General features: G+C 70.7%; 25 protein-coding genes and 1 tRNA gene. 10 read left to right on the top strand and 16 right to left on the bottom strand.

Translation table 11 applies throughout. From position 1 onward, the window contains the following. Positions 1-16: 16 nt before the first annotated feature. From OO60_RS40185 to OO60_RS40150, 9 genes are all read right to left on the bottom strand, one after another. A complete protein-coding gene (locus OO60_RS40185) occupies positions 17-991 on the bottom strand; it encodes a glutamate ABC transporter substrate-binding protein (protein ID WP_244885650.1) in 975 nt (324 codons plus the stop codon). Further along, positions 988-2,406 carry a type 2 periplasmic-binding domain-containing protein gene (locus tag OO60_RS40180; RefSeq protein WP_004563020.1) on the bottom strand — a complete coding sequence of 473 codons (1,419 nt, stop codon included), beginning with the start codon at positions 2,404-2,406 and terminating at the stop codon, positions 988-990. The genes OO60_RS40185 and OO60_RS40180 overlap by 4 nt, the downstream gene beginning before the upstream one ends. Positions 2,407-2,624: 218 nt before the next feature. Further along, entirely contained in the window at positions 2,625-3,887 is a 1,263-nt protein-coding gene (locus OO60_RS40175) for a helix-turn-helix domain-containing protein (protein WP_004563018.1), read from the bottom strand. A 95-nt stretch (positions 3,888-3,982) separates the two neighbouring features. Continuing rightward, on the bottom strand, positions 3,983-4,747 hold the full coding sequence (locus tag OO60_RS40170; RefSeq protein WP_004563017.1) for a thiamine pyrophosphate-dependent enzyme: 765 nt from the start codon (positions 4,745-4,747) through the stop codon (positions 3,983-3,985). Continuing rightward, entirely contained in the window at positions 4,744-5,778 is a 1,035-nt protein-coding gene (locus tag OO60_RS40165; protein ID WP_004563016.1) for an ATP-NAD kinase family protein, read from the bottom strand. Before OO60_RS40165 ends, OO60_RS40170 begins: the two co-directional genes overlap by 4 nt. A 195-nt stretch (positions 5,779-5,973) precedes the next feature. Beyond that, positions 5,974-6,189, bottom strand: coding sequence for a heavy-metal-associated domain-containing protein (locus OO60_RS40160; RefSeq protein ID WP_004563014.1), 216 nt, complete (start codon positions 6,187-6,189; stop codon positions 5,974-5,976). A 64-nt stretch (positions 6,190-6,253) separates the two neighbouring features. Next, on the bottom strand, positions 6,254-6,457 hold the full coding sequence (locus OO60_RS40155) for a cold-shock protein (RefSeq protein WP_004563013.1): 204 nt from the start codon (positions 6,455-6,457) through the stop codon (positions 6,254-6,256). A 206-nt stretch (positions 6,458-6,663) separates the two neighbouring features. Further along, positions 6,664-6,837, bottom strand: a complete 174-nt coding sequence (locus OO60_RS47290) for a hypothetical protein (RefSeq protein ID WP_004563011.1) — start codon at positions 6,835-6,837, stop codon at positions 6,664-6,666. 213 nt (positions 6,838-7,050) lie between these two features. After that, positions 7,051-8,709, bottom strand: coding sequence for a thiamine pyrophosphate-binding protein (locus tag OO60_RS40150; RefSeq protein WP_081656122.1), 1,659 nt, complete (start codon positions 8,707-8,709; stop codon positions 7,051-7,053). 183 nt (positions 8,710-8,892) lie between these two features. Between OO60_RS40150 and OO60_RS40145 the strand changes: the two genes are divergently transcribed. After that, positions 8,893-10,125, top strand: a complete 1,233-nt coding sequence (locus tag OO60_RS40145; protein WP_004563007.1) for a hydroxyacid-oxoacid transhydrogenase — start codon at positions 8,893-8,895, stop codon at positions 10,123-10,125. Continuing rightward, complete coding sequence (locus OO60_RS40140; RefSeq protein WP_004563005.1) at positions 10,119-10,532, top strand: acyl-CoA thioesterase; 414 nt, start codon at positions 10,119-10,121, stop codon at positions 10,530-10,532. The genes OO60_RS40145 and OO60_RS40140 overlap by 7 nt, the downstream gene beginning before the upstream one ends. A gap of 583 nt (positions 10,533-11,115) precedes the next feature. Here the strand turns inward: OO60_RS40140 and lanKC are convergent. Next, on the bottom strand, positions 11,116-13,680 hold the full coding sequence (lanKC, locus tag OO60_RS40135; RefSeq protein ID WP_033263342.1) for a class III lanthionine synthetase LanKC: 2,565 nt from the start codon (positions 13,678-13,680) through the stop codon (positions 11,116-11,118). A gap of 444 nt (positions 13,681-14,124) precedes the next feature. On the opposite strand from lanKC, the gene OO60_RS40130 reads away from it, so the two are divergent. From OO60_RS40130 to OO60_RS40120, 3 genes are all read left to right on the top strand, one after another. Next, complete coding sequence (locus OO60_RS40130; RefSeq protein WP_004563002.1) at positions 14,125-14,490, top strand: hypothetical protein; 366 nt, start codon at positions 14,125-14,127, stop codon at positions 14,488-14,490. 22 nt (positions 14,491-14,512) lie between these two features. Continuing rightward, positions 14,513-14,884: a hypothetical protein gene (locus tag OO60_RS40125; protein ID WP_004563001.1), complete on the top strand. Its 372-nt coding sequence runs from the start codon at positions 14,513-14,515 to the stop codon at positions 14,882-14,884. 268 nt (positions 14,885-15,152) lie between these two features. Beyond that, entirely contained in the window at positions 15,153-15,869 is a 717-nt protein-coding gene (locus tag OO60_RS40120) for a S1 family peptidase (protein WP_033263341.1), read from the top strand. Positions 15,870-15,916: 47 nt separating this feature from the next. On the opposite strand, the gene OO60_RS40115 is transcribed toward OO60_RS40120, so the two are convergent. From OO60_RS40115 to OO60_RS47600, 3 genes are all read right to left on the bottom strand, one after another. Further along, complete coding sequence (locus OO60_RS40115) at positions 15,917-17,221, bottom strand: alginate lyase family protein (protein ID WP_033263340.1); 1,305 nt, start codon at positions 17,219-17,221, stop codon at positions 15,917-15,919. Positions 17,222-17,320: 99 nt separating this feature from the next. After that, positions 17,321-17,830, bottom strand: coding sequence for a SixA phosphatase family protein (locus tag OO60_RS40110; protein ID WP_003083736.1), 510 nt, complete (start codon positions 17,828-17,830; stop codon positions 17,321-17,323). Positions 17,831-18,056: 226 nt separating this feature from the next. Next, on the bottom strand, positions 18,057-18,206 hold the full coding sequence (locus OO60_RS47600) for a hypothetical protein (RefSeq protein ID WP_003083733.1): 150 nt from the start codon (positions 18,204-18,206) through the stop codon (positions 18,057-18,059). Positions 18,207-18,354: 148 nt separating this feature from the next. Here OO60_RS47600 and OO60_RS44820 point away from each other — a divergent pair, with 148 nt between their 5' ends. Beyond that, a complete protein-coding gene (locus OO60_RS44820) occupies positions 18,355-18,945 on the top strand; it encodes a WxL protein peptidoglycan domain-containing protein (RefSeq protein WP_003083730.1) in 591 nt (196 codons plus the stop codon). A gap of 10 nt (positions 18,946-18,955) precedes the next feature. Beyond that, entirely contained in the window at positions 18,956-19,240 is a 285-nt protein-coding gene (locus OO60_RS45260; protein WP_155848900.1) for a hypothetical protein, read from the top strand. Between the two features lie 112 nt (positions 19,241-19,352). Here the strand turns inward: OO60_RS45260 and OO60_RS40095 are convergent. Then, positions 19,353-19,425 (bottom strand) — tRNA-Lys (locus OO60_RS40095). A gap of 120 nt (positions 19,426-19,545) precedes the next feature. Between OO60_RS40095 and OO60_RS40090 the strand changes: the two genes are divergently transcribed. Then, entirely contained in the window at positions 19,546-19,917 is a 372-nt protein-coding gene (locus tag OO60_RS40090) for an ATP-binding protein (RefSeq protein ID WP_003083724.1), read from the top strand. 34 nt (positions 19,918-19,951) lie between these two features. Here OO60_RS40090 and OO60_RS40085 read toward each other — a convergent pair whose 3' ends face one another. Further along, a complete protein-coding gene (locus OO60_RS40085) occupies positions 19,952-20,800 on the bottom strand; it encodes a COG1361 family protein (RefSeq protein ID WP_003083721.1) in 849 nt (282 codons plus the stop codon). 211 nt (positions 20,801-21,011) lie between these two features. On the opposite strand from OO60_RS40085, the gene OO60_RS40080 reads away from it, so the two are divergent. Continuing rightward, the gene (locus OO60_RS40080; protein ID WP_003083718.1) at positions 21,012-21,554 is read left to right on the top strand and encodes a DinB family protein; all 543 of its coding nucleotides are present in this window, start codon (positions 21,012-21,014) and stop codon (positions 21,552-21,554) included. A 4-nt stretch (positions 21,555-21,558) separates the two neighbouring features. Here OO60_RS40080 and OO60_RS40075 read toward each other — a convergent pair whose 3' ends face one another. Next, complete coding sequence (locus OO60_RS40075; protein ID WP_003083715.1) at positions 21,559-22,200, bottom strand: TMEM175 family protein; 642 nt, start codon at positions 22,198-22,200, stop codon at positions 21,559-21,561. 68 nt (positions 22,201-22,268) lie between these two features. Here OO60_RS40075 and OO60_RS40070 point away from each other — a divergent pair. Further along, on the top strand, positions 22,269-22,961 hold a 693-nt coding region (locus OO60_RS40070), incomplete at its 3' end, for a lyase family protein (protein WP_244885649.1).

Raw genomic sequence — 22,961 nt, 5'->3', positions numbered from 1 at the left:
CCTAGTCGCGACCGGCTCACTGGTACTGCGGCTGCGGCGGTGACGCCGGCCCCAGCGACGGTTCCACCCAGTGGCGGTAGCTGTTCTGCCAGGCGCCGCTGTTGCGGATGTTCTCGAGGACGGCGTTGACGAACTTGACCATGTCCTCGTTGTCCTTCGGCACGCCGATGCCGTAGTTCTCCTGGGTGAACTGGTCGCCGACGACCTGCAGCGTCGGGTCCTGCGCGGCCATCCCGGCGAGGATGGTGTCGTCGGTCGACACCGCCTCGACCTGGCCCTGCTGCAGCATGACCAGGCAGTCCGACCAGTTGTCCACCGAGATCGCCACCGGCTTCGCCGGGTCCGTCGCGATCTTCGCCAGCGACGTCGACTTCTTCGCCGCGCACACCTTCTTGCCGCTCAGGTCGGCCAGCTTCGTCGCCTTCGACTCCTTCGTGACCAGCAGCCGCTGGCCGGCGACGTAGTACACGGAGGAGAACTGGACGTCCTTCTTGCGCGCGCAGGTGATGCTGTACGTCCGGACGACGATGTCGACCTGGTGCTGCGCGAGGACGTCCTGGCGCTGCGACGACGTGATCGCGCGGAACTGGACGTGCCCCTCGGGTGCGCCGAAGATCGAACGCGCGATCTCGTTGACGAGGTCGATGTCGAAGCCCTCGAGGTTGCCCGAGGTGGGGTTGCGGAAGCCGAACAGGTAGGTGGTCTGGTCGACGCCGGCGATGAGCTTGCCGCGTTCCTTGATCCTGGCCATGGTCGAGCCGTCGGGGATCGACGTGCCCTTGTCCGGCGCCAGGCTGGCCAGCGGGTTGCAGCTGGTGTCGCTGCCGCCGCCGGCCGCCGCGTCCGGGCCGCCGACGTGCGCGGGCTGCGGCCAGGCGGCGTCGCCGACCGGGGCCGGGTCGACCGGTTTCCCGGGGCTGCCGCAGGACGCCGCCAGCAGCGCGATGACCGCCAGCACGCCCGCCCGGACCGTGATGCCGCGCCTGTTCACCGGTACTCCCTCAGTCGCTCCCGGATTCCCATGGTGACACCGGCCGCGGCGACGATCGCGAGCACGGCGAGGCCGGGCGCGAGGAACGTCAGCGCGTTGTCGCCGCGGTGGGTGTCGTCGAGGAATTCCTGCCTGCCGACGTCGATGGCCGCCTGGAGGCTGTCGTCGAGCCGCCGGAACGCCGGTGCCGAGCCGTCGGTCTTGTCCTCCAGCACGGCGAAGTCGACGGCCTCCTGGTACTGGCCGGCGTCGTCCTGGGAGCGGACCACCTTGTGCGCCTTGAGCCAGTCGTTCGCGGCCTTGGTCGCGTCGGCGACCCGCGTGACGCCGTCGCCGTCCTTGATCAGCCCGCGCGCTTCGCCGAGCAGGCCGCCTTGGCCGTCGGGGCCGACGAGCTGGGCCGCGTTGGCGCCGAAGTCCTTCTCGTACGCTGCTCCGTCGCCGCGGGCGACCAGGGTCAGCGTTTCGTCCGCGCGGGCCTGCAGCGCCGCGATCCGGGCGCGGACCAGCACGTCGACGCGGTGCGAGCCGTCGTCCTGGCCGCTGCCGACCAGGCTGCCCTGCACGACCATCGCGACCGCGCCCCACAGCAGGGAAACCACGACGGCGGCCGTGGCGACGACGAGCCCGACGTTGAGCAGCCGGTTGGTGCGCCGCGTGAGGTGGATCTGCGCCACGACGAGCGCGGCGAGCAGGGCGACCAGCAGGATGGTGGCGGGCCACGGGAAGCCGGTCGCGCTGTCCTGCTCGTTGACCAGCCGCTCGGTGTCGACGCGGTAGAGGTCCTGGGCGGCGGGGAGGATCTTCGCCCGCATCAGCTCGGACGCCTCCCGGAGGTAGGACGCGCCGACCGGGTAGCCGAGCCGGTTGTTCGCGCGGGCCGTCTCGACGAGCCCGGTGTAGACCGGCAGCGACTGGTTGAGGACGTCGACCGGGGCCGCGTCGGCGACGTCGGAGGCGTCGGACGCGGCCTTGGCGAGCGCGGCGCCGGCTTCGGCGATGTCGCGCTCGTAGCGCTGGCGGAGCTCCGGCGGCTCGGTGCCGATGGAGAGGAACGCGCTCGCGGCGGTCGCGTCGGCGTCCGAGAGCGAGCGGTAGACCTGCTGCGCCGCGGCGGCGAGGGGTTCGCGGTGGTCGATGACGCCGCTGATCGTGTCGTCGCGGTTCTGCACCGAGAGCGTCGCGACGAGCCCGGCGATGAGGGAGAGCAGCACCAGCCCGACGGCGATGACGGTGAGCCGGCCGGGGGTGGTCGCGGCGGACCGGATGATCGCGCGGACACCCTGGCCCGGCAGGTCCAGCAGCCCCAGCAGGCCGCTGCGGCCCGCGGCGCGGTCGCGGTCGCGGTCCGGTGGCGACGGTGGGGGTCCCGGCGCGGGCGCCGCGGGACCCGGGGCCGTCGCAGTGCTGGTCATCCCCGATTCCTCCCCGTACCTTCCGGGGCTGCGGGTTTCCCCACCCCGGATCCCCCGAAAAGCTCTGTGAGCCGTACCCGCAGAAGGTAGCCGAGTCGCCGCACGCGCAGCCACCGGCACCGCCCGCCGTCATCAGCACGTGATCTCGGCGTGCAAGCCGCCCAGCCGCGCTTCACCTGTTCGAGTGACGTGCGCCGCACTTTGAGTCCACAGTGGACTCAGCCGCGGATGGCCGGGGCGAGTGAGTGCGGGAGGACGGCTTCCGGCGTCGGCGGCCGCCGGACCACCACCTCGACTTCGTCGGCGAAGCGGTACGGCTTCGCGCCGAGGATGCCGCCGAAGTGGCGCCGCAGCCGGGACATCTCGGCGCGGACGGTGACGGTGCGCCCAGCGTCGCCGAACAGGTCGGCCGACAGCTCCGACGCCGAGCGGCCGTCGCGGTGGCTGGCCAGGACGTACAGCATTTCGGCGTGGCGCGGGCTCAGCCGGTGCGTCCAGGTGCCGGCCGCACCGGCCACGGTGAGCTCCGGCTCGCGCGGCGACCGGACGTCGAGCACGACGCGGGTGGGCAGGGCGGCTTCGGTCTCGGTCAGCCGGATCAGCCAGCCGCCGGGCACCGGCTCGACCGCGCAGCTCCCGTACGCCGGCAGCCAGACCCGGCCGGGCGTGAGACCGGTCGGCAGGGCGATCCGGTCGACCGGCGCCAGCCCGGCGGCCGCGGCGACCCAGCCGTGTTCGTCGGCCACCAGGGCCCGGCCGCCGACCTTCGCCAGTACCGGGACGGCGAAGCCGCGAAGCCGTTCGAGCTCGGTGAGGTGGGTGGTGCGCAGCTGGGCCTCGGCCAGCCGCGTCACGGCGTCGACCAGCGCCAACGTCGTCGCGTGGACGGTCGAGGCCGGTCCGGAGAGGTCGACGACGCCGAGCAGCCTGCCGTCGCGCGGGTCGTGCAGGGGCGCGGCGGCGCAGGTCCAGGAGTGCTGGGCGCGGACGTAGTGCTCGGCGGAGTAGATCTGGATCGGGGTGCGCGCGACCAGCGCGGTGCCGATGGCGTTGGTGCCGACGGACTCTTCCTGCCAGTCGACGCCTTCGACGAACCCGAGCCGGTCGGCGCGGCGGCGGACCGCGGCGCTGCCGTCGCGCCAGAGGACCGCGCCGGCCGCGTCGGCGATCACCATGATGTGCGCGGCCTGCTCGGCGAGGCTGATCAGGCCGCCGCGCAGGGTCGGCAGCGCCTCGGCCAGCCCGCTCGCGCGGCGGCGCGCTTCCAGCTGTTCGAAGCTCAGGACGGGGGCGGCGGCCCGGCTGTCGGGATCCATGCCGAGGCGGCGCATGCGCTGCCAGGACGCGCCGATCACGGCCCGCGGGCGGCTGGGCGGCGTTTTGCCGCTCAGGGCCGCTTCGTGCACCTGCGCGAGGACACGGGCGTGCCGCCGGGGATCCGCCCCGGCCGGCAACGCCGCCTCGAGGTCTCGCTGCCCCAACCGCCGCTCCTTGTGCCTTTGCCTCCTCGGAGTCTGCCGTTTCGATGCCGTGATCGGAAGGTGGCGCACATCGCGGTCGGTCCGTCTTGCCCGGTTCAGTAGATGATGTAGACGTCGGTCTGCGGGTCGTCCGGGGCGGTTGTCATCGTGGCGAGCGAGTCCTCGATGAGCTTCGCGACGTCGGCGTCGATGTCGTCGAGGACCTGTTCGGCCAGCTCACCGCTGTCGGTGACGCGGGTGCGGAACCGCTCGAAGCCGCCTTCGCCGGGCGTGATCTCCATCAGCGTCGGGCCGCCGCCGCCGCGGGCGCGGTCGATCGCCTCACCGGCGGCCTCGTGCACGGCGAAGAAGTCGGCGCCGTCGACGACCACGCCGGGCATGCCGAGCGCGGCCACCCGATCGGCGTAGCCGCTGTCCTCCGCGACGAAGATGGCCGGGAGGTTCCAGGCGCACGCGAGGTCGAGCGCTTCCGACGTCGTCCCCGGGTGGCCGGCGCCGTCGCTCAGGAAGGCCACGCCGACACCGCCGTTGTGCTGCTGTTTCGCGGCGAGCGCGGCTCCGCAGACGAGGAGGGAGACACCGCCGAGCGTGCCGTCGGCGACGCGCGTCCGGCGGCCGCGGATTTCAGCCAGCACGGCCCGGAGGTCGACGCCCTTGGCGATGCGGTGACCGTGCCGTCGGTGGGCGCCCGCGATGACGTCCCGGCCGTCGAGGTGGAGGCAGACGCCGGCCGCCGCCGCTTCCTCGCCGGTGGTCCGGCGGCCGGGGCGTTCGCCGCTCGCGAACTCCTGGTGCACCCGTTCCTCGAAGGCCCGGATGGTGCACATGACGCGATACGCACCCCGCAGGGCGTCAGTCATCGTCGACGCTCCTTCCCCTGGTCGGTCTCCGTGCGCAACAGCCCTTTCCGCGCCGCCTCCGCCATCGCCGCCCGGACGTCGACGACCCACGGCCCGTCTGGTTTGAGCTCGACGAACGCGCTCTCCCCGGTCTTCAGCTCGAGTTCCCGCTCGCCGTCGAGCGCGATGACACCACCGGCGGCCGCGAGTTCGACGCGCACGCCGGGCTGCAGGAGCCCCCAGCCGCGCACCCCGACCGGCCGCACGAGCCCGGGTGCGATCGGCGCGTGCACGACGTACGGCGTCTCCCCGACCGGGCCGAGCTGCAGCGCGACGCCGTCCGGGCTCGACCGGGGGCTGGGGCAGAGTTGGCCAGGAACGCTCGAGAGGCCGATTCCGTCCGGCTCGGCGAAGGTGCAGTACAGCTCGGTGAGCGAGGACGGGTCCCACAGCGCCCGCGCCCCGATGTGCCTGCTCAGGGACACGCAGACGTCGACGAGCGCGATCTCGCGACGCGCCTTCGTGACGACCTCCAGCAAGCTGACCCGGTGGGTGACGAGGTCGGGATCGATCTGGCCGGTGGCGATCAGCCCGGCGGCCAGTCCGGCCACGGTCGCCTCCCGCACCTGCGGGAAGACGTTGTTGGTCCCGGTGGAGAGAGCGAGGATCGGCACGTCTTCGCACGCGGCGGCGGCCACGCGTGCGGTCCCGTCTCCGCCGAGGACGACGATGACGCCGGCGCCGGCCTCGACCATCCGGCGCACCGCGTTCGTCGTGTCGGCCGCGGTGCCGGTGATCGGGTCTTCCGCGCAGAAGTCGACCTTCGGCCAGGTCCCGCCGCGCCCGAGGGCGCGCAGGACCGCGGCGGAGATGCCGCCGAGGTCGGTCGAGACGAGCGCGCGGTCGAGCCCCGTGACAGCGAACGCCGCCAGCAGCCGCTGGACCATGTTCGCCTTTTCCGCGGTGGGGAACACCGAAGCCTGCGCGACCAGCCGGCGGATGTCCCGCCCCGAAGCCGGGTTCGCGACGATCCCCGCCACCGTTTCGCCCACCTGACCTCCCTGTCGTGCTTCGCACAACAGGAGACTCCGCGATCGGCGCGGGCGGAAGGGTTGCAGGGCGTTGCAGTGTTCGAGTGTGCTCGAAGCGTCACAGATCACACCGGCGCGTCCCACGGGTTGGTCGTCAGTGGACTGTCCAACCGGGAGACGGGTAAGAACCAACCGGGACTCGGCCCCGGCGGAGGGTTACCGCAGAGCGCCTTCGAAGGTGTAGCCGGCTTCTTCGACGGCGGCGCGGACGTCGGCGTCCGTCAGCGCGGTTTCGGCACGCACGAGGACGCGGCGCGCCGGGACGTCGACGTCCACTTCGGCCACTCCGGGCAGCGCCGAGATTTCTTCGGTGACCGACTGGGCGCAGTGTCCGCAGCTCATCCCGGAAACGGTGTAACCGTGCTCGATCATGCGGCGCAGCCTACGAAAAGGGCCGCCACCCCGAACGGGTGACGGCCCTTTCCCAAGATCAAAGTCAGATCACGGTGACCGACGTGGCCTGCGGACCCTTCTGGCCCTGGCCGATCTCGAACTCGACGCGAGCGTTCTCCTCGAGGGTACGGAAGCCGTTACCCTGGATCTCGCTGTAGTGAACGAAGACGTCGCCGCCACCGTTGTCGGGGGTGATGAAGCCGAACCCCTTCTCGGAGTTGAACCACTTCACAGTGCCCTGAGTCATCAAAAATCTCCATGTGTAACACCAAAACAGGAAGCCACTTCGGCGACCCGGGTCAGCACCCGGACGGTTTGCTTCCTCGGCGAGGAGACACTACGCCCGCTGAGTTCTGCGAGCGTGACTCATCACGAACACAAAAATCGAGACCGTAAGCAGTAAAGCACACGTTGACCTGGGCGGACAAGCGGTCTTCACCCGGGCGGGGTGAGCTATTCGCCACTCGCCGGGCGCAGCCCTTCGGTCGCGAACGGCGAGCGCCACGCGGTGTCGTGCTCGCCGGCGATGACGGCGTCGTCGTGGGCCTCGGCACTGGCGCTGAACAGCACCGGCACGACGCCGGAGGACTTCCGCACTGCTTCGGATGCGTGCTGGTGATCGGTCACGTCGAAACTCCCCTCGTTCCCTGCCCGCTTCGGCGCGGGTCATGACCGTGATGGTGCCATGCGGCACCGACAGAAACCGGTTGTCTCCCGCCGGGACTCGGCCGGGAAGGTTCAGCGGCGAACCACCACCGGAACACCGTCAGGCTACCCGAGCCAACGCCCTGCTACCACACGACATTCCCGCCTTTTCCGGAACGAAACGCAGCAGAATCCTTACTGTGCGGGAGGTTGCGGCCGCGCCTGCCCGAGCAGGGCCGAAAGCCGCACGTCCGGGGTCACCACGTCGGGATCCGTGCGCACGTCGATGACGCACGGCCGTTGCCGCACCAGCGCGCTGGCGATGATGGGCTCGAGCTCTTCCCGATCGTCCACGGTGTACCCGGCGGCGCCCAGGCCACGCGCCCACGAAGCGAAGTCGGTCAACGGGATGGAGACCCCGGTGAGCCTGCCGTAGGTGCGGGCCTGGTGCATGGCGAGCGCCCCGTGCACGCCGTTCTGGAAGACGACGACCATCACCGGCGCCCGGTACCGGACGGCGGTTTCGATCTCCTGCCCGGTCATCAGCGTCCCGGCGTCCCCGACCATGGCGACGACGGTCCGCCGCGGTTCGGCCAGTTTCGCCGCCACGGCGGCCGGCACGGCGTAGCCCATGGCGGCGTTGCTCGGCCCGAGCTGGCTGCGCGGCGCGGTGAAGCACCAGTAGCGGTGCATGAACTGCGCGAAGTTGCCCGCGTCGCTGGTCACGATGGTGTCCTCGGGCGCCAGCCTGCGCAGCGCGCGCACGACGTCGACGGGGTGCACCCGGGTGTTCCCGCTGGTGTCGGGCGGGGTCATGAAGGTGTGGACGGCCGCGTTGGCCGCCGAAGCCCGTCGCGTCCGCGGCGACGCCACCGCCCGCAGCTCCCGCAGGAACGGCTCGACTTCAGAGTCGACGCGGAAGGTCAGCCCCCGCCGCTTCGGGCTGACGTCGATGCCGGTGCCGACCATGACCAGCGTCTGCTGCGCCGTCGGGTAGCGGTAGGCCTGCGTCGTCACCTCGTCGAGCTGGGTGCCGAGCGCGAGCACGAGGTCGGCGCGCTCGAGCGCGTCCAGCTGCCGGGCGGGGATGCCGAGCCCGAGGTGCCCGGCGTACCGGGCGTGGTTCTCCGGGAAGGCGTCCTGCCGCCGGAAGGCGTTGTAGACGGGCAGCGCGAGTTCGTCGGCGACGGCGATCAGTTCGTCCCGCGCCGACCGCGCCCGCCCGCCGACGATGACGACCGGGTACTTGGCCTCGTCCACCAGCTGGGCGACGGCGTCCGCCGAACGGCCCAGCGTGCCGGACGCCGGCGGCCGCACCCGCGCCATCGGCTTCGCCGCGTCGTAGGGCATGCCCCAGATGTCGCAGGGCACGCCGAGCACAACGGGCCCCGGCCGGCCCTCCTGCGACGTCGTCAAAGCGTGCGCCAGCAGCCCGGGCAGGCCGTCCGGGTCGGTCACCCGCAGTGTCGATTTGGCGATCGACTCGAACATGGCCGTGAGGTCCGACGTCGGCAGTTCCCCGGACGACGACCACACCGGCTCGGTCGCCGGCGTCTCCAGCAGGACGACCATGGGCGTCTCGTCCTGGTAGGCCGTCTGGACGCCGATGGCCAGGCTCGCCGCGCTCGGTCCCCGGCTGGCGAGCAGCACGGCGGGACGTTCGGTGAGCTTGCCCTCGGCCTCCGCCATGAACGCCGCGCCCGCGTCGTGCCGCGCCGAAACCAGCGTGATCTCCCGCTCGCGCTGCAGGGCGTCGAGCAGTTCCAGGAAGGACTCACCGACCACCGCGTACACGCGGCGGACACGCGCCTCGGTCAGGATCCGCACGGCCGTCTGGGCGACGGTCGCTCCCAGTTGGTATCTAATGAGGAGAGCTTAGGCGGGCACCGTTCAGTGCAGTCAAGTGATCTTCACCGAAACCGGACAAGGATGGGCCGAATGTCCGATTTGACCGACTGGTAGCCGATCAAGGGAGCGAGGACCGCAGACTTGGCCGCGACCGAACATGAAACAGTTTTTACTTATGGCGCACCGGCGTTGAAGTACGGCACCGGCGCCAGCGACGAAATCGGCTACGACCTCACCCAGTACGGCGCGCACCGCGTCCTCGTCGTGACCGACCCACAGGTGGCCGCGACCGGCTGGCCGCACCGCATCGCCGAAGGAATCGCCGGCTACGGCATCGAGACCGAGGTCTTCGACGGCGTACACGTCGAACCCACCGATGTCAGCATGCAGAAGGCGGTTGACTTCGCCCGCGGAACAGGCCCGTACGACGCCTTCGTCGCCGTCGGCGGCGGCTCGGCCATTGATACGGCCAAGGCCGCGAACCTGCTGACCAGCAACGACGGCGAGCTGATGGACTACGTCAACGCCCCCGTCGGCGGCGGCCGCGCACCGGACCGTCCGCTGAAGCCGCTGGTCGCGGTGCCCACCACCACCGGCACCGGTTCGGAGAGCACCACGGTCTGCGTCCTGGACGTGTTGTCGCTGCGCGTCAAGAGCGGGATCAGCCACCTGCGGCTGCGCCCGACCCTGGCCGTCGTCGACCCGCGGCTCACCGTCAGCCAGCCACCCGCGGTGACGGCCGCCAGTGGCATGGACATCCTGTGCCACGCCGCGGAGAGCTACACCGCCAAGCCGTACACCGAGTTCGAGCGCAAGCGCCCGGAACAGCGCGTGCCGTACTGCGGGTCGAACCCGCTGGCCGACATGTTCGCCGAGCAGTCACTCCGGTTGTTGTCGTGGGCCCTCCCGGCCGCCGTGCGCGACGGTGCCGACCTCAAGGCGCGTGAGGCCATGGCGTTGGCCGCGACGTTCGCCGGACTCGGGTTCGGCAACGCCGGCGTGCACATCCCGCACGCGAACGCGTACCCGATCGCCGGGCAGGTCAGGGATTTCCACCCGGAGGGTTACCCGGGCGAAGAACCCATGGTTCCGCACGGCATGGCGGTCTCGTTGACCGCGCCCGCCGCGTTCCGCTTCACCTTCGGCGCGGCCCCGGACCGCCACCTGCGCGTCGCACGCCTCCTGGCGCCCGACTTCGAGTGGCCCGGCGACTTCGCCGACCACCTGCCCGCGGTGCTGATCGACCTGATGCGGCAGATCGGCATCCCGGACGGCATCGGCGCCGTCGGCTACACGGAGTCCGATGTGGACTCCCTGGTCGAAGGAACGCTGAAGCAGCAACGCCTGCTGGCCACCGCCCCGCGCGAGGCGTCCGCGGACGACCTTTCGGTCATCCTGCGCGAGTCGGTGTCCCTGTGGTGAACGGGTACCCGCACTGGCAGACAGTGCCGTTGCGCTGGAAGGACAACGACGTCTACGGCCACGTCAACAACGTCGTCCACTACTCGCTGATGGACACCGTGATCAACACGTGGCTCATCGAGCAGGGCGGCCTCGACATCGAGAACGGGGCGGTGATCGGGCTGTGCGTCGAGTCGCACTGCGGGTATCACGCATCGGTTTCCTTTCCTGGGTCGCTGCGGGTCGGGTTGCGGGTGGCGCACCTCGGGAAGTCCAGCGTCCGCTACGAGATAGGGATGTACGCCGCCGACGAGTCCCTGGTCGCGGAAGGGCACTTCGTGCACGTCTTCGTGGACCGCGAGTCCCGCCGGCCGACGCCGGTGTCCGGCAAGCTGCGCGAGGCGCTGGAAGCGCTGCAGCCCGGGTGAGGTGCTCCGCCACCGGGTCACCTCCTTTCCGGCGGTGTCGATTCGCGGGCTGCGTTCTTCCTGCACTTCCGATGATGCCGGACGGCACCGACAGAACCGGCCGATCAGCCCGAGTTGTCCACAGGCACTGCAACAATCGGCGAGTTGTCCACAGATTCCCACCGAGGGGTTCCGCGGCCCACCGACGGCGATAAGCTGAAAGCGCATTAAATCGATCCACAGTGGACGAGCAGACGGCTCACCGGAGCGGCTGGTCACACGGATGGCGACCTAGGCGTCGATCCGGTGGCGGCACGGGTGTGAGCAGCCGGCTCGGCACAGAAGTGGATTCGCAGTGGCTGCGCGCCGTTCCCGGAAGGCGTCCCGCGCGCGGACGCACCACTGCCCACACGCGGTCGTGGAGCCTGCGGAGCCGTGCCGGAAGGCGCCCCGCCGGCGATCGCACCACGACCGCAGACGGCCAGGTAGAGGTCGCGGTTCGTTGCCGGAAGGCGCCCCGGCAACGACCGCGCCTCTACCCCGGGCGGCTAGCTCCCGGTGCTGGGAGGTTGGCCGCCCGCCCCGGGCCGTCGTGGCGGCATCGTCACCGGCCGGTAGCCAGGTGGGGCGGTGTGCCACCCAGGAAGGGCAGGACTTCGCTGCCATCGAGCAGAGCGGCGAGCGAGAGGAGGATCCCCGAACTGCCGGTCTTGACGTCCATCGAGAGCCGAAGCAGCCGGTCGCCAGGGAAGGCAAGGCCGCCTTTGTACGGCACCGCGTACCAGGCCAGCCAGGCCAGGTGCTGGTCGATCGCCGCGCGGACGGCTTGGCCCGCGCCCGCGTTCGCGCCCAGCGCCACCGCCAGCCCACACCGGCCGTTGAGCAAGCCGGGGTGCATGACGAACTCACCGCGGCAGGCATCGCGCAGCGCGGTGACGCTCTCGCATGCCTCGGCATCGGGACGGTGCCGCGCCAGCTGCTCCGCGACCAGGAGGATCCCGGCGCTCCCGACGCCGGCGTAGGGCAACGTACGGGCCACACCGTCGCGCACCTGGAATGAGCCGTCGCCGCCCTCGACACATTCCTCGAGGTCACGGCATAACGCCTGGTCGGCGAACGACAACCAGGCCGGCTCGCCGGTGCGCTCGAAAAGCCGCACGAACAGCAGCGCAGGCCCGGACCAGCCGGACAGCAGCCCGGCGCGGGCCGAGTTCCCCGGCGGCGCCGCCGTCTCCAGCGCCTCGGCCAGCCGGACGGCCGTGGTCAGCGCCTGGCGGCCGAACTCGTTGTCCTGCCGCACCGTCGCGAAGTGCAACATCGTCAGCCCGATCCCGGCCAGCCCGCTCTCCAGGGAGTGGTCGGTCATCTGCTCGACGAGCTGGGCGCACGACGCCAGCAGCTTGCCCGCCTCGTCGTGGTGTCCGAAGCTCTCCAGCACGTAGGCGATCCCTGAGCTGCCGTCGTAGAAGCCCGGCCGGGTCGGCGGGTCACGACGGACCGACTCGATCAGCCATCGTTCGTGCTCGGGAAACCTCCCGGCGCCGACGACGTCGAGAGCGTGCAGCACGCCCGCAGCCCCGACGCCGAAACAGGCGCCACCCACCTCGAACTGCTCGACGTCCCCGGGGAACAGCCGATCCTGGCGTGCCGGGGTCGCGCTGGCCAGGATCGCCTCGACGATCTGCTTGCGGACCAGCGACCAGTCCGGTTTGTCGTGGTCGAGCTCGGTGTGGAGCGGCGCCGGCTCCGCAGCGCCTCCACGCGGGGCCAGCACCGAGACTGCGCCATCGGCATACCCCTCAGGCAGCGCAAACCGGTGTTCGACGAAGCCGGCGACACGACGCAGCTTCGCCGGGGCGAGCTTCATCAGCGGGAGAAGCGGCAGGAACAGCAACAGGCGCAACGCAGCCACCGCATGCTCGTCGACCTCGAAGCCAGCGCGGTCCTCCGGAGCAGAGAACCCGGGCGTACCCGGCGCCGGCCGGATGCCAGGCTCGACGTCGAACGCCGATTCGAAGTCGGTCAGGGAGATTCGGTCGTCGTGGTCTTCGTCGATCAGGATGTTCAGCGGGTGCAGGTCGCCCAGGACGATGCCGCAGGCGTGGACCGCCTCGATCGCCTTCTCCACTCGCGCGACAATGTCCAGCGCGCGCCGCGCGTAGGCGGAGAGGTCGGCCGCCGTCGCACTATGGCCGGTCAGCGGGTGGTTGCGGGTCATCCAGCTGTCGAGGGAGGTGCCGGGTAGGTACTCCACCGCCAAGTAGTGGCGTTCCGAGACGGTGAACCGGTCGAGGACCTGCGGCACGCCGGGGATGCCGGCGAGCCGGACGAGCACGTCGTGCTCACGGCCGAGCCGTTCGACCGCATCGGCCATCCCTTCGTCGAGGCCGGTGTGCGGGCGGGCCTCCTTGAGGACGACCTGATCCCCACCCGCCTTCGGGACGGCTAGGTAGCTGCCGCCGCCGATCGAGGAGCGGAGAGGGCTCGTCAGCCGGTAGGGGAACTGGACCGGCGCACCGCGCCTGCGCGCGGCGATCGTGGTTTGCAAACAGGCCGGAATCTTCACCCAATCGGGCACAGCGAACGTGGGCCCCTGCCGGTCGGGCACCAGCCTGCCGTCCGGCTTGCGGACCGCGGGAACGCGGTGACCGTCATGCTCGACCCACTGTTCGTCGAATCCTCCGTAACGCACGTAGAGCGGTCCGTCGCCGTACCGAAGGGCGCTCGGAATGTCAGGACCGTGCTCAGCCGCGAGCCGCGTCGACAGGTCCGCGAGCACTCGCTCGAGTTCGTTGTCGTCGGCCGGGTAAACGGCCGCCAGCTCGACGCCGCCGACCGGGGAGGCGTATTTCGAATTCCGCGCGAGCAAGGCCGACGCCGAGCGGAGGTGCTCGTACGCGATCCGGTGCTCGACGCAGCTCTCGTACACCTGCGCAAGCACGCGGCGCGCGTTGTCCGGGCCGGCGGAGACACGGATCTTCCAGCCTTGCGCGGGAAGAGCCCGTCCTGCAGGGCGCATCGCGCGCCAGATTCCCTTGCCGGAGGCGACCCAGCCGGTTTCCGGCAGCGGGAGCGTCGTGGTGAAATCGTCGATCGGCGCGCCGTTTTCCCGCTGCTCGTCGTAGAACAACGGATCAGCGAAGCAAAATGCTTCGTGGCGCAGGTCCATCCGAGATACCCCTCCGTACGATCCCCAGGCATCAAGGCTCTGGGACGGAGAATATTCCCCCACGCCGAACCGCCCTGAGCCAATCCGCCAACCCGGCGGTTCAACTGGGCTATCCGAGGTAGGCAAAAAGGTCACTTACTCGCCGGTAGTCGAACCCAGGGTGATCCTCTCGACCGAACACGTCACACCAAAGAGTTGTAACGTAAACGTTTCCCCGAGACATTGCGCAGGTCCAGTGAAGAACCAGCTCAAATGCCCGTCGAATTGGCAGAATGCCATCAACACGACCGGTGATTCATTTTCACGTCACCCGTATTTCGTGTCGAGGCCGTCGAGCAGGCAGGATCGATGCGGTGGCCCACACCACGCCCGCGGCACCTCGGCGCACGGACCAGCGGGTACCACGGAGTAAGTTGACGGCCGGCGGACCGGAAGGAGGAACGGGTGATCTTCGGATTCGCCGTGACGGTCGCCATGGCTGCCACGCTCGTCGCGCTCTGGAGCTTTGTGCAGTCGGCTCGCAACCGGCTGCCGGACAACCCGCTCCTGGTCGCGCTCGCCGGGCTCGAACTGCTGCTGGTCGCGCAACTGGTCATCGGGATCGTGCTGCTCGCCGGCGGTGAGCGGCCCGGCAGCCTGGCGACCTACCTGGCCTACCTGATCGGCTGCCTGGTCGTGCTGCCCGTCGGCGCCGCCTGGGCGCTGGCCGAGCGAAGCCGGTCGAGCACCGCGGTGCTCGGCATCGCCTGCCTGGCCATCCCGGTGATGGTGCTGCGACTGAACGAGGTGTGGAGTGGAGCAACAGCGTAGGACGGCCAGCGGCCCCGGGCGGGTGCTCGTCGCTGTGTACGCGATCTTCGCGCTGGCGGCGACGTCGCGGGCCGGCGTCCAGATCAGCACGAAGTTCCACGAAGCTCCGCTCGCCTACCTGCTCTCGGCCTTCGCCGCGGCCGTCTACATCGTCGCGACCATCGCACTGGCCCGGCGCGGCGACGGCTGGTGGCGCGTGGCCCTCGCGGCCTGCTCGATCGAACTGCTGGGTGTGCTGACGATCGGCACGCTGAGCCTCGTCGACGCGGCCGCCTTCCGGCACCCGACCGTCTGGTCGGTCTACGGCGAGGGCTACCTGTTCATCCCGCTGGTACTGCCGGTCATCGGGCTGTACTGGCTGCGGAAGACAGCCCCGGCGAAGATCGCCGCCTGAACCTCCCCTGAACTCAAAGCCGCCCGAGGACCGAGCGGCCCGATACCGGTGCCCCGGGGCGGCACCGGTCGTCGCCATGTCCCGGGCGCGCACGCTCAAGCTCGGAACACTAAGGGAACTGCACGTACCCCGCCGCGGGCAATAAATACGGATTCGACCGGCGACTTTCGTCGGTTCCGGACATTCGCCGAGAACTCGGACAATCCTGGAGTTCGGTCCCCACCGGCTTTCCCCCACGCGGTTCTCCCCCGTGTGAAAAGGAGTGAGCGTGAAATTCGGCAAGTTCGTCCTGCTGGCCGCGAGCACCGCATTGGCCGTCGTCGGGCTCGGCGGTCCGGCCGCCGCGGACAGCACCCCGCAGGCCCAGCCGTCGATCATCGGCGGCAGCACCGCCACCAGCGGCCCCTGGGCGGCCCGGCTGTTCGTCAACGGCCAGCAGAACTGCACCGCGACCATCATCGCGCCGCAGTACATCCTCACCGCCAAGCACTGCGTCAGCAGCTCCGGCACCTACACGTTCCGCATCGGCAGCCTGGACCAGTCCAGCGGCGGCACGACGGCCACCGGCTCCACCATCACCCGCTACCCCGGCTCCGCCGACCTGGCGATCGTCCGGCTCACCACCTCGGTGAACGCCACCTACTCGCCGCTCGGCAGTGTCGGTGACGTCTCGGTCGGGCAGAACGTCTCGGTCTACGGCTGGGGCGCGACGAGCCAGTGCGGCTCCGAGATCAACTGCCAGTCGCGCTACCTCAAGGTCGCGACCGTGCGGGTGAACTCGATCAGCTGCAGCGACTACACCGGCGGCGTCGCGGTGTGCGCGAACCGCGTCAACGGCATCACCGCCGGCGGTGACTCCGGCGGTCCGATGTTCGCGTCCGGCCGCCAGGTCGGCGTCGCGTCGACCAGCGACCGGTCGAACAACACCGCGTACACGAACATCACGCGTTATCGCAGCTGGATTTCCCAGGTGGCAGGCGTCTGATTCCACCGGAAAGGGCCCGGCGCAAAAGCCGGGCCCTTTCCGCGCCGTCAGGACGTCGAAATGTCGTCGAGTTGTTCGGCGGCGGGCCGGACCGGGTAGAGGTCGCCACCCGGCTCGGCCGGCACCCGCGGCAGCGCCGTCCGCGCCGCCCGGTCGCCCGCGTCGGCCGCCGCGTGCAGGACGTCCAGTGCCGCGTACGGCCGGAAGTCCAGCTCCGGGTACGGCCAAGCGGCCTGGCCCTGCGTGGCTCCCGGGATCAGGAAGTCGACGGCGGAGAACAGCGTGGCGCCGCTGGGTGCGGTGTAGTGCCACAGGTCGACGCCGACGTGCTTGCCGATCTGCGCGAGCCGGGTCAGCGCGACCAGGTTGAACGCCGAGTAGTGCCAGCTGCGGGTCCGGCTCGTCTCCTGCGGTTGCGGGCCGCCGGCCTGGATCTGCGCCGCTATCCGCTGGGGGCCGGCGTCCCGCGCGACGGCTGCGGCCACGTCCCGCTGACCCGTGCCGAGAGCGAGCGAGGCAACGAGCATGTCGTAGAAGCTGCCGTGGTTGTTCTGGGCCTTGGCCTCGTCGGTGCCGTTCTTGCTGGTGCGCAGCCAGCCGAGGAATTGCGTGTACCAGCCGGTCATGCCGGCCTGGTCGGTCTTGGTCCACCCGGGTGCGCCGGTGGCGAGGATCGCGGTGGCGTCGACGACCTGGGTCAACGTGTAGGAGAACTCGATGATGCCGATGCCGCGGCCGTCCACTTTGCACGGGATGCCCTGCGCGAAGTTCATGTTCGGGTTCATCTTCGTGGCGGCGTCGAGGAACCACGTACGCAGGTCGAGCGCCGCACGCTGGGCGTACCGCGTGTCCCCGGTGTAGTACCAGGCGAGCGCGAGCCGGTAGATCGCGGCGAACGCCGAACCGCGGTAGGCGTGGTCGGTAATCTCGTCGACGATCGGGTTGCGCTGGCCGTCACGCTGCACGAACGGGCAGCCCCACGGGTTTTCGGCGGTCGGCTGCGTGGTCGGCCACCAGTAGGGCGCGAGGCTGAGGTAGTCGTGCTTGTCGCCGCTGGGCGGCACCTGTTTCTTCGAGGTGACACTCCACGGCCCCGCGGTGAGGTCGGTCTTCGCCGCCGCGAGAAGGTTGTTCAGCGCCGTGCGGGACGTTCTTTCGCCGACGAGAGCGGCGAACTTCGTCCGAAGCAGTTGCTGGCCGTCGAGGACGGTGGTGTCGGGGGCACACACCGGCCCGAGGACCGGGACGGTGCAGGGGGCAGGCCACGACGCGGCTTCGGCCGGCGCGGCGAACGACGTGGCAACGAGGCCGAGCGCAGCTACTGCGGCCACGACGGTGTGGCGGAGAACCATGTCCGCTCCATTCACAAATATGAACATCAGACCTGTGAGTGAATGGAGCGTACGCATGTGAACATCGCCGAGGCAATGCCCGAGTGCGGACCGCAGGGCTCAGTCGGTGAAGTCGCGAGGCCGGAAGAAGGCGACGAGCCGGGCGGTGCGGAGCTCGTCCCAGGGATCCGTGGTGGCGAGCACGGCCGCCGCGCCGGTCGGGAACTTGGTCTGGACCTGCAGGGTCGCCTCCCCGTGACCGGCGAGGTGCAGGGTCACGTCGCTGACCCCGGGCTCGTGCCCGACCAGCGCGAGCGTGGTGACGTCGGACGGCGTCCGGCGGGCGGCGCTCAGCAGTTCGGGAACGTCGGCGCCGTAGAGATCGTCGTCGTACTCGACGGGCGGCGACGCGGGGAGTTCGCCGCTGACGCGCTGCCAGGTCTCCCGGGTCCGCCGGGCGGTGGAGCAGACGACCAGCTCGGGAACGCGCCCGGTCTCGGCAAGCCACCGGCCAAGCCGCGGCGCATCGCGGACGCCCCGGGGCGCGAGCGGCCGTTCGTGGTCGGGCAGGCCCTCCGACCAGTCCGACTTCGCGTGCCGGAGAACGATGAGCCACCTGGTCGCGTCCATGCCCGCCACCCTAACGGCGACGCGTTGCCGCCCGGCATCGAGGAATTCCACTCGATCCGGCACCGACGGCAAGCCGTTAGCCGAGCCGGATCACGATCCCGGTCAAGCCGCTGAGCACACTCGCGACGCCGGCCCGGACCGCGGCCGCCGCGCGGGCGGGGGTGAACGAGGCCGGGTCGTAGCCCGTCGACGTGCCGAGTCCTTCGCCGCGGAAGGAGGCTCCCGGTCAGTTGGCCGCCGTGACGTTCGCCGTCGGTTCGGCCAGCTCGGCGCCGAGCACGAGGAACTGCCGGTCGAGGTGGCTGGCCGTGACCAGGGCGAGCGCGTCGACGAGGTCCTTGCCGGTGCTGATGATCAGGTCCGGCGCCAGCTTCACGGCTTCGCTGATGCTCTCGGTGTACCGGCTGGGGTTATTGGCCTCAGCCCGCCACCGGCCCCGGGCGCACCATCACCACGCTGAACTGATCCGTTGCCGGTCCGCGGGGCGGCCTCGCCCCGCGGACCACTCCCGACTTGGACTCCCCATGCCCTCCATCGCCCGCGCCGTCGTCAGCCTGCTGGCCGCGACCGCATTCGCCGGAGCCACGGCCGGTCCCGTGGCCGCCCAGGACGCCGTGCCGTGGACGATCACGACGGCGGCCAACGACTTCGGCGCCGACCGCGAGAACTTCACCTACACCGCCGACGCGGGCGAACAGATCACCGACGGCTTGACGATCACCAACCACGGCACGAGCCCGCTCGAGCTGGCTGTCTACGGCGCGGACGCCTTCACCACCGGAACCGGCCAGCTCGACCTCCTCGCGAAGACCAAGCCGTCGACGGGCGTCGGCGCTTGGGTCCACCCGAGCACGGACCACCTCACTGTCCAAGCTGGACAGACAGCAGAAGTCCTTTTCACCGTAATGGTTCCTTCCGACGCCAAGGCGGGTGACCATCTGGGCGGCATCCTGACCTCCGTTCGAGACGCGGGACGCCACCGTCAGCTACACGATCCGCAACACCGGCAACGCCATCGTGACCGCACGCCAGTCCGCGGCGGTGTCGGGGCCGTTCGGGACCTGGCTGGTCCAGGCGCAGCCGGTGCCGGACTCACCGCAGCTGCTTCCGGGTGAGACTTGGCAGGTGACCACGCCTGTCCACGGCGTGACGCCCACGCTGTACCTCGCTGCGACGGTTACCTTGATCCCGTTGCTGACGGACGCGGCTGGCTCGACCGCTCCCCTGGCGGGGGCCGACACCACGGCACACTCGTGGGCTGTCCCGTGGACGCTGCTGTCCGTTATTTCCCTGGTTGGCCTCGTCGTTTTGGCCCTCGTGGTTCGACGTCGCCGGGCCGACCGCCTTGCGGACGCGGCCGACAGGGTCGATCCGGCTCGCAGCTCCGCCGAGTCGATCAGCCCGGCCTGAAAGACAGATACGGCCTGCAGAGGGAACACGCCGCTGCGAGTTCGGCCCTGCTCGACGAGTCCGGCCGGATGGTCTCGGTCCGGCCGGACGCAAGCGTTGACCTGGTTTTTTGTGGGCCGCCTGGGGCTCGAACCCAGAACCTACGGATTAAAAGTCCGCAGCTCTACCAATTGAGCTAACGGCCCGCGCCACCAGTTTAGCCAGGGCCCGGTCAGCTGCTTGCACTCCGGGTCCGGGTCACGCTCCCGGGGAGGTCAAGACTGGCTCTTCGCAGGTCGGCTCGCCATGATGGCAAGTCTGGTTCCGTGCTGATCCGCACCGGGCCGCCCGGTGCCGGGAAGTCGAGCGTTGCGCGGCTCGTCACCGAGGACGCGCCGCGGGCTGCCGTGCACCTGCACACCGACAGCAGCTTCTACGTCTGGATCCGGACCGGGTTCGTTCCGCCCTACCTGCCCGAGGCCGCCCGGCAGAACGACGTCGTGCTCGGTGTCATCGCCGAGGCCGCCTGTGGCTATGCCCGCGGGGGTTACGACGTCGAGCCGCTCAAGGGGGTGCATGCCGCCTTCGGTGGGCTCGGGGAGATCGAACGGCATGTCCTGGACACCACTTCACAAACCGTCGAAGAGACCGCCGACGCGGTGCGGAATCGCGGCCGGTCGGCGGCCTTCTCGCTCTGACACTCCTGTGTGGACGGACCCGCGCGTCAGGCCGTCAGCACTGGACGAACAGACCCGTGTACGCGCTGCACTTCTTCGACGCGCTGTCGTTGGCGACGTTCGGGTCGGCCGGGGCGCTCGCTGTGCGCTGGGCCGTGGCCGTGAACGCGCCCCACGCGAAGAAGCCGCCTTCCGACGTGAACTTCGCCGTCGCCGTGGCGCCCGGCGCCAGCGTGCCGATCGCGCAGGTCAGGGTCGCGCCCGAGCGGGTGCAGCCCGTTGCCGCGGTGATCGTGCGGGCCGTTCCCGGGTTGGCCGTCACGCGGACGCCGGTCGCGGAGGCCGGTCCCGTGTTCGACACCGTGATCACGTAGTCGACGCGGGCGACCAGGCCGGCGTGGGGCGTGCCGGTCAGCGCGATCTTGACGTCGGCCTTGGCCGGCGCGGCGATCGTGACCACCGGGCCGTCTTCGACGTCGAACGCGTAGTTGTCGCCGGCGAACTGGTGCTGGAGCGTGAACTGGCCGGGCTCGACGTCGTCCTTGAGGTGCAGCGTCCACGTCACCGTCCGGCTCTCGCCCGCGCCCAGGTCGCCGACACCGCCGCGGAAGCTGCTGAGGTACGGCGCGCACGGCGCGATCGCGCCGGTGCAGGACACCAGGTCCAGCACGTCGGCGATCGGCTTCTCCTTGACGTAGAGCGCCGCCTTCGCGCCGGTGACCGTGAAGTCCGTCGGGTTGGTCAGCTGCTCGGTGACCGTGAGCGTGTCGCCCGCGCGCACGGTGGTCGCGCTGACGTCGATCGTGCTCGGGGGCGGCGCCGCGGCCGCGACGGCCGGTGCTGCGCACAGGACCGCGGTGGTCAGCGCGGCCAGTACGGCGGTTCTTCGTCCGGTTCGCTGCATAGTCGTGATCTCCTGGTTCCGAACCGAGGGGTGCCGCTCCGACCGGTGAAGACGGGCGTGCGCAGCAGGGTGACGAAGATCAGATCGGCGCACCCCGAAATTCGTTACCGGGTTCGCCGAACCGTGCTTGAACTGGGGTTTCGGCGGGTTGCCCGGTCACCGGCCACCCCGGTGATCCGAAATTGTCGGACCCCTGTGGCACGCTCCGCGTATGACCGAACACACCACCCCGGTGGCCGCTCCGCCCCGCTTGACCGGCCCCCGACGCGACCCGGCACCGGTCGCGGACGAACGCCAGGCCCTCACCGAGAGCCTGGAGTACTACCGGCGCACCTTCGAGCTGAAATGCGCCGGTCTGGACCCCGCACAGCTGTCGGAACGCTCGGTGCCACCGTCGACGCTGACCCTGCACGGCCTGCTGCGGCACCTCACGGGCGTCGAGCGCTGGTGGTTCCGGATCCAGTTCACCGGCGAGGACGTCCCGAACCTGTACTACTCCGACGACGACCCGGAGCAGGACTTCACGGACCTGGGCGGCGACGTCGACGAGGCGTTCGCCTTGTGGCACGCCGAATGCGCGCGCTCCCGGGAGATCGTCGAGGCCAGCTCCATGGACCAGACCGGCACTCGCCGCAGCACCGGCGAACCGTTCACCCTGCGGTGGCTGATGCTGCGCATGATCGGCGAGTACGCGCGCCACATCGGGCAGGCCGACCTGGTCCGCGAGCGGATCGACGGCGCGACCGGCGAGTGACAGCTCAGGCAGCGGCCGTCCGGCGGCGGACGCGGAAGAGGAGGTTGACGACGATCGGGATGACGATCCAGCACGTGTAGGCCCAGTGCGTGAAGAAGGCGACCGGGATGGAGACGGCGAAGGCGGCGATCAGGGCGCCGATCCCGCGGTACACCGAGCCGAAGAGCTCCGGCGGGGTGTCCGCGCGGTAGAGGTGGTGCCGCTGGATCTGCCGGGCCATGACGAGGAACAGCGTCAGCGCGACGACCTGCACGACGGCGTAGAAGACGAACCGGAACTCGAACCCGCCGTTTTCGGCCAGCACCTTCGTGGCGAACGGCATGATCACCTGCGTCAGGAGCCAGCCGAAGGTGAGCCGGGCGAGGCCGCCGCCGAGCGCGGTGACGTAGTTGAACAGGCGGTGGTGGGCGCGCCAGTGCCCGCCGATGACGACGAAGCTGATCAGGAAGGAGACGTATTCGGACTGGTGATGACCGAGTGACCGCAGCAGTTCGGCGCTGGTGGGGCCCTCTGGCAGCGGCAGCTCGAGCGCGAGCAGCGTGATCGCGATGGCGACGACGGCGTCCGAGAAGAAGGTCAGCCGTTCGGCGGCGATTCCCCGGGGTTCGTCGCCGGCGGAGTCCTCCGCGGACGGGGCGCTGGTCATGGCCGGTGAGCGTGCCAGACGCGGCCGCGCGGCCGTCGCGGAGGTCGTGCGCGTGCGATGCTGACGCCATGACCGTCGACCCCGACTCCGGGCTCCTGTCCCCCGTGCGGGCCGGCACGCCGGCCGAAGCGACGACCGGAGACGAGGCGTGGTTGCGCGCGATGCTCGACGCCGAGGCGGCGCTCGCGCGGGCGCAGGCGCGGCTCGGGACGGTGCCGCCGGAGGCCGCGGACGCGATCACGGAAGCCGCCGGGAGTGCGCGGATCGACGTCGTCGAGCTGGCGCGCGGGTCGCGGGCGACCGCGAACCCGGTCGTCGGCCTGGTGAAGGCGTTGACGTCGGCGGTCGGCGCGGTGGCGCCCGGCGCGGCCGAGTACGTGCACCGCGGCTCGACCAGCCAGGACATCTTCGACACGGCGATGATGCTGGTCGCCGACCGGACGCTGCGGCCGCTCGCCGCCGACCTCGACGCGACGGCCGGGGCGCTGGCCGAGCTGGCCCGCGAGCACCGGGACACGACGATGGCCGGCCGGACGCTGACGGCGCACGCGGTGCCGACGACGTTCGGGCTCAAGGCCGCGGGCTGGCGGCAGCTGGTGCTGGACGCGGCCGTCCGGGTCCGGCGCGTGCTCGACGGCGGGCTGCCGGTGTCGCTGGGCGGTGCGGCCGGAACGCTGGCGGCGTACCTCGAGTACGCGCGCCTGGCCGACGACGGCGCCGACGCGGACACCGGCCAGGGGCAGGGCGGGGGCGGGGGCGGG

The organism is Amycolatopsis vancoresmycina (assembly GCF_000716785.1).
GTDB classification, from domain to species: Bacteria; Actinomycetota; Actinomycetes; order Mycobacteriales; family Pseudonocardiaceae; genus Amycolatopsis; species Amycolatopsis vancoresmycina.
This window is presented reverse-complemented; position numbering and strand designations above follow the sequence as displayed.

Coding starts and splice junctions, on each gene's coding strand:
- OO60_RS40180 (WP_004563020.1), bottom strand. CDS start 2,406: ATGACCAGCACTGCGACGGCCCCGGGTCCCGCGGCGCCCGCGCCGGGA.
- OO60_RS40170 (WP_004563017.1), bottom strand. CDS start 4,747: ATGACTGACGCCCTGCGGGGTGCGTATCGCGTCATGTGCACCATCCGG.
- OO60_RS40160 (WP_004563014.1), bottom strand. CDS start 6,189: ATGATCGAGCACGGTTACACCGTTTCCGGGATGAGCTGCGGACACTGC.
- OO60_RS40155 (WP_004563013.1), bottom strand. CDS start 6,457: ATGACTCAGGGCACTGTGAAGTGGTTCAACTCCGAGAAGGGGTTCGGC.
- lanKC (WP_033263342.1), bottom strand. CDS start 13,680: ATGGACCTGCGCCACGAAGCATTTTGCTTCGCTGATCCGTTGTTCTAC.
- OO60_RS40115 (WP_033263340.1), bottom strand. CDS start 17,221: ATGGTTCTCCGCCACACCGTCGTGGCCGCAGTAGCTGCGCTCGGCCTC.
- OO60_RS40110 (WP_003083736.1), bottom strand. CDS start 17,830: ATGGACGCGACCAGGTGGCTCATCGTTCTCCGGCACGCGAAGTCGGAC.
- OO60_RS44820 (WP_003083730.1), top strand. CDS start 18,355: ATGCCCTCCATCGCCCGCGCCGTCGTCAGCCTGCTGGCCGCGACCGCA.
- OO60_RS40085 (WP_003083721.1), bottom strand. CDS start 20,800: ATGCAGCGAACCGGACGAAGAACCGCCGTACTGGCCGCGCTGACCACC.
- OO60_RS40080 (WP_003083718.1), top strand. CDS start 21,012: ATGACCGAACACACCACCCCGGTGGCCGCTCCGCCCCGCTTGACCGGC.
- OO60_RS40075 (WP_003083715.1), bottom strand. CDS start 22,200: ATGACCAGCGCCCCGTCCGCGGAGGACTCCGCCGGCGACGAACCCCGG.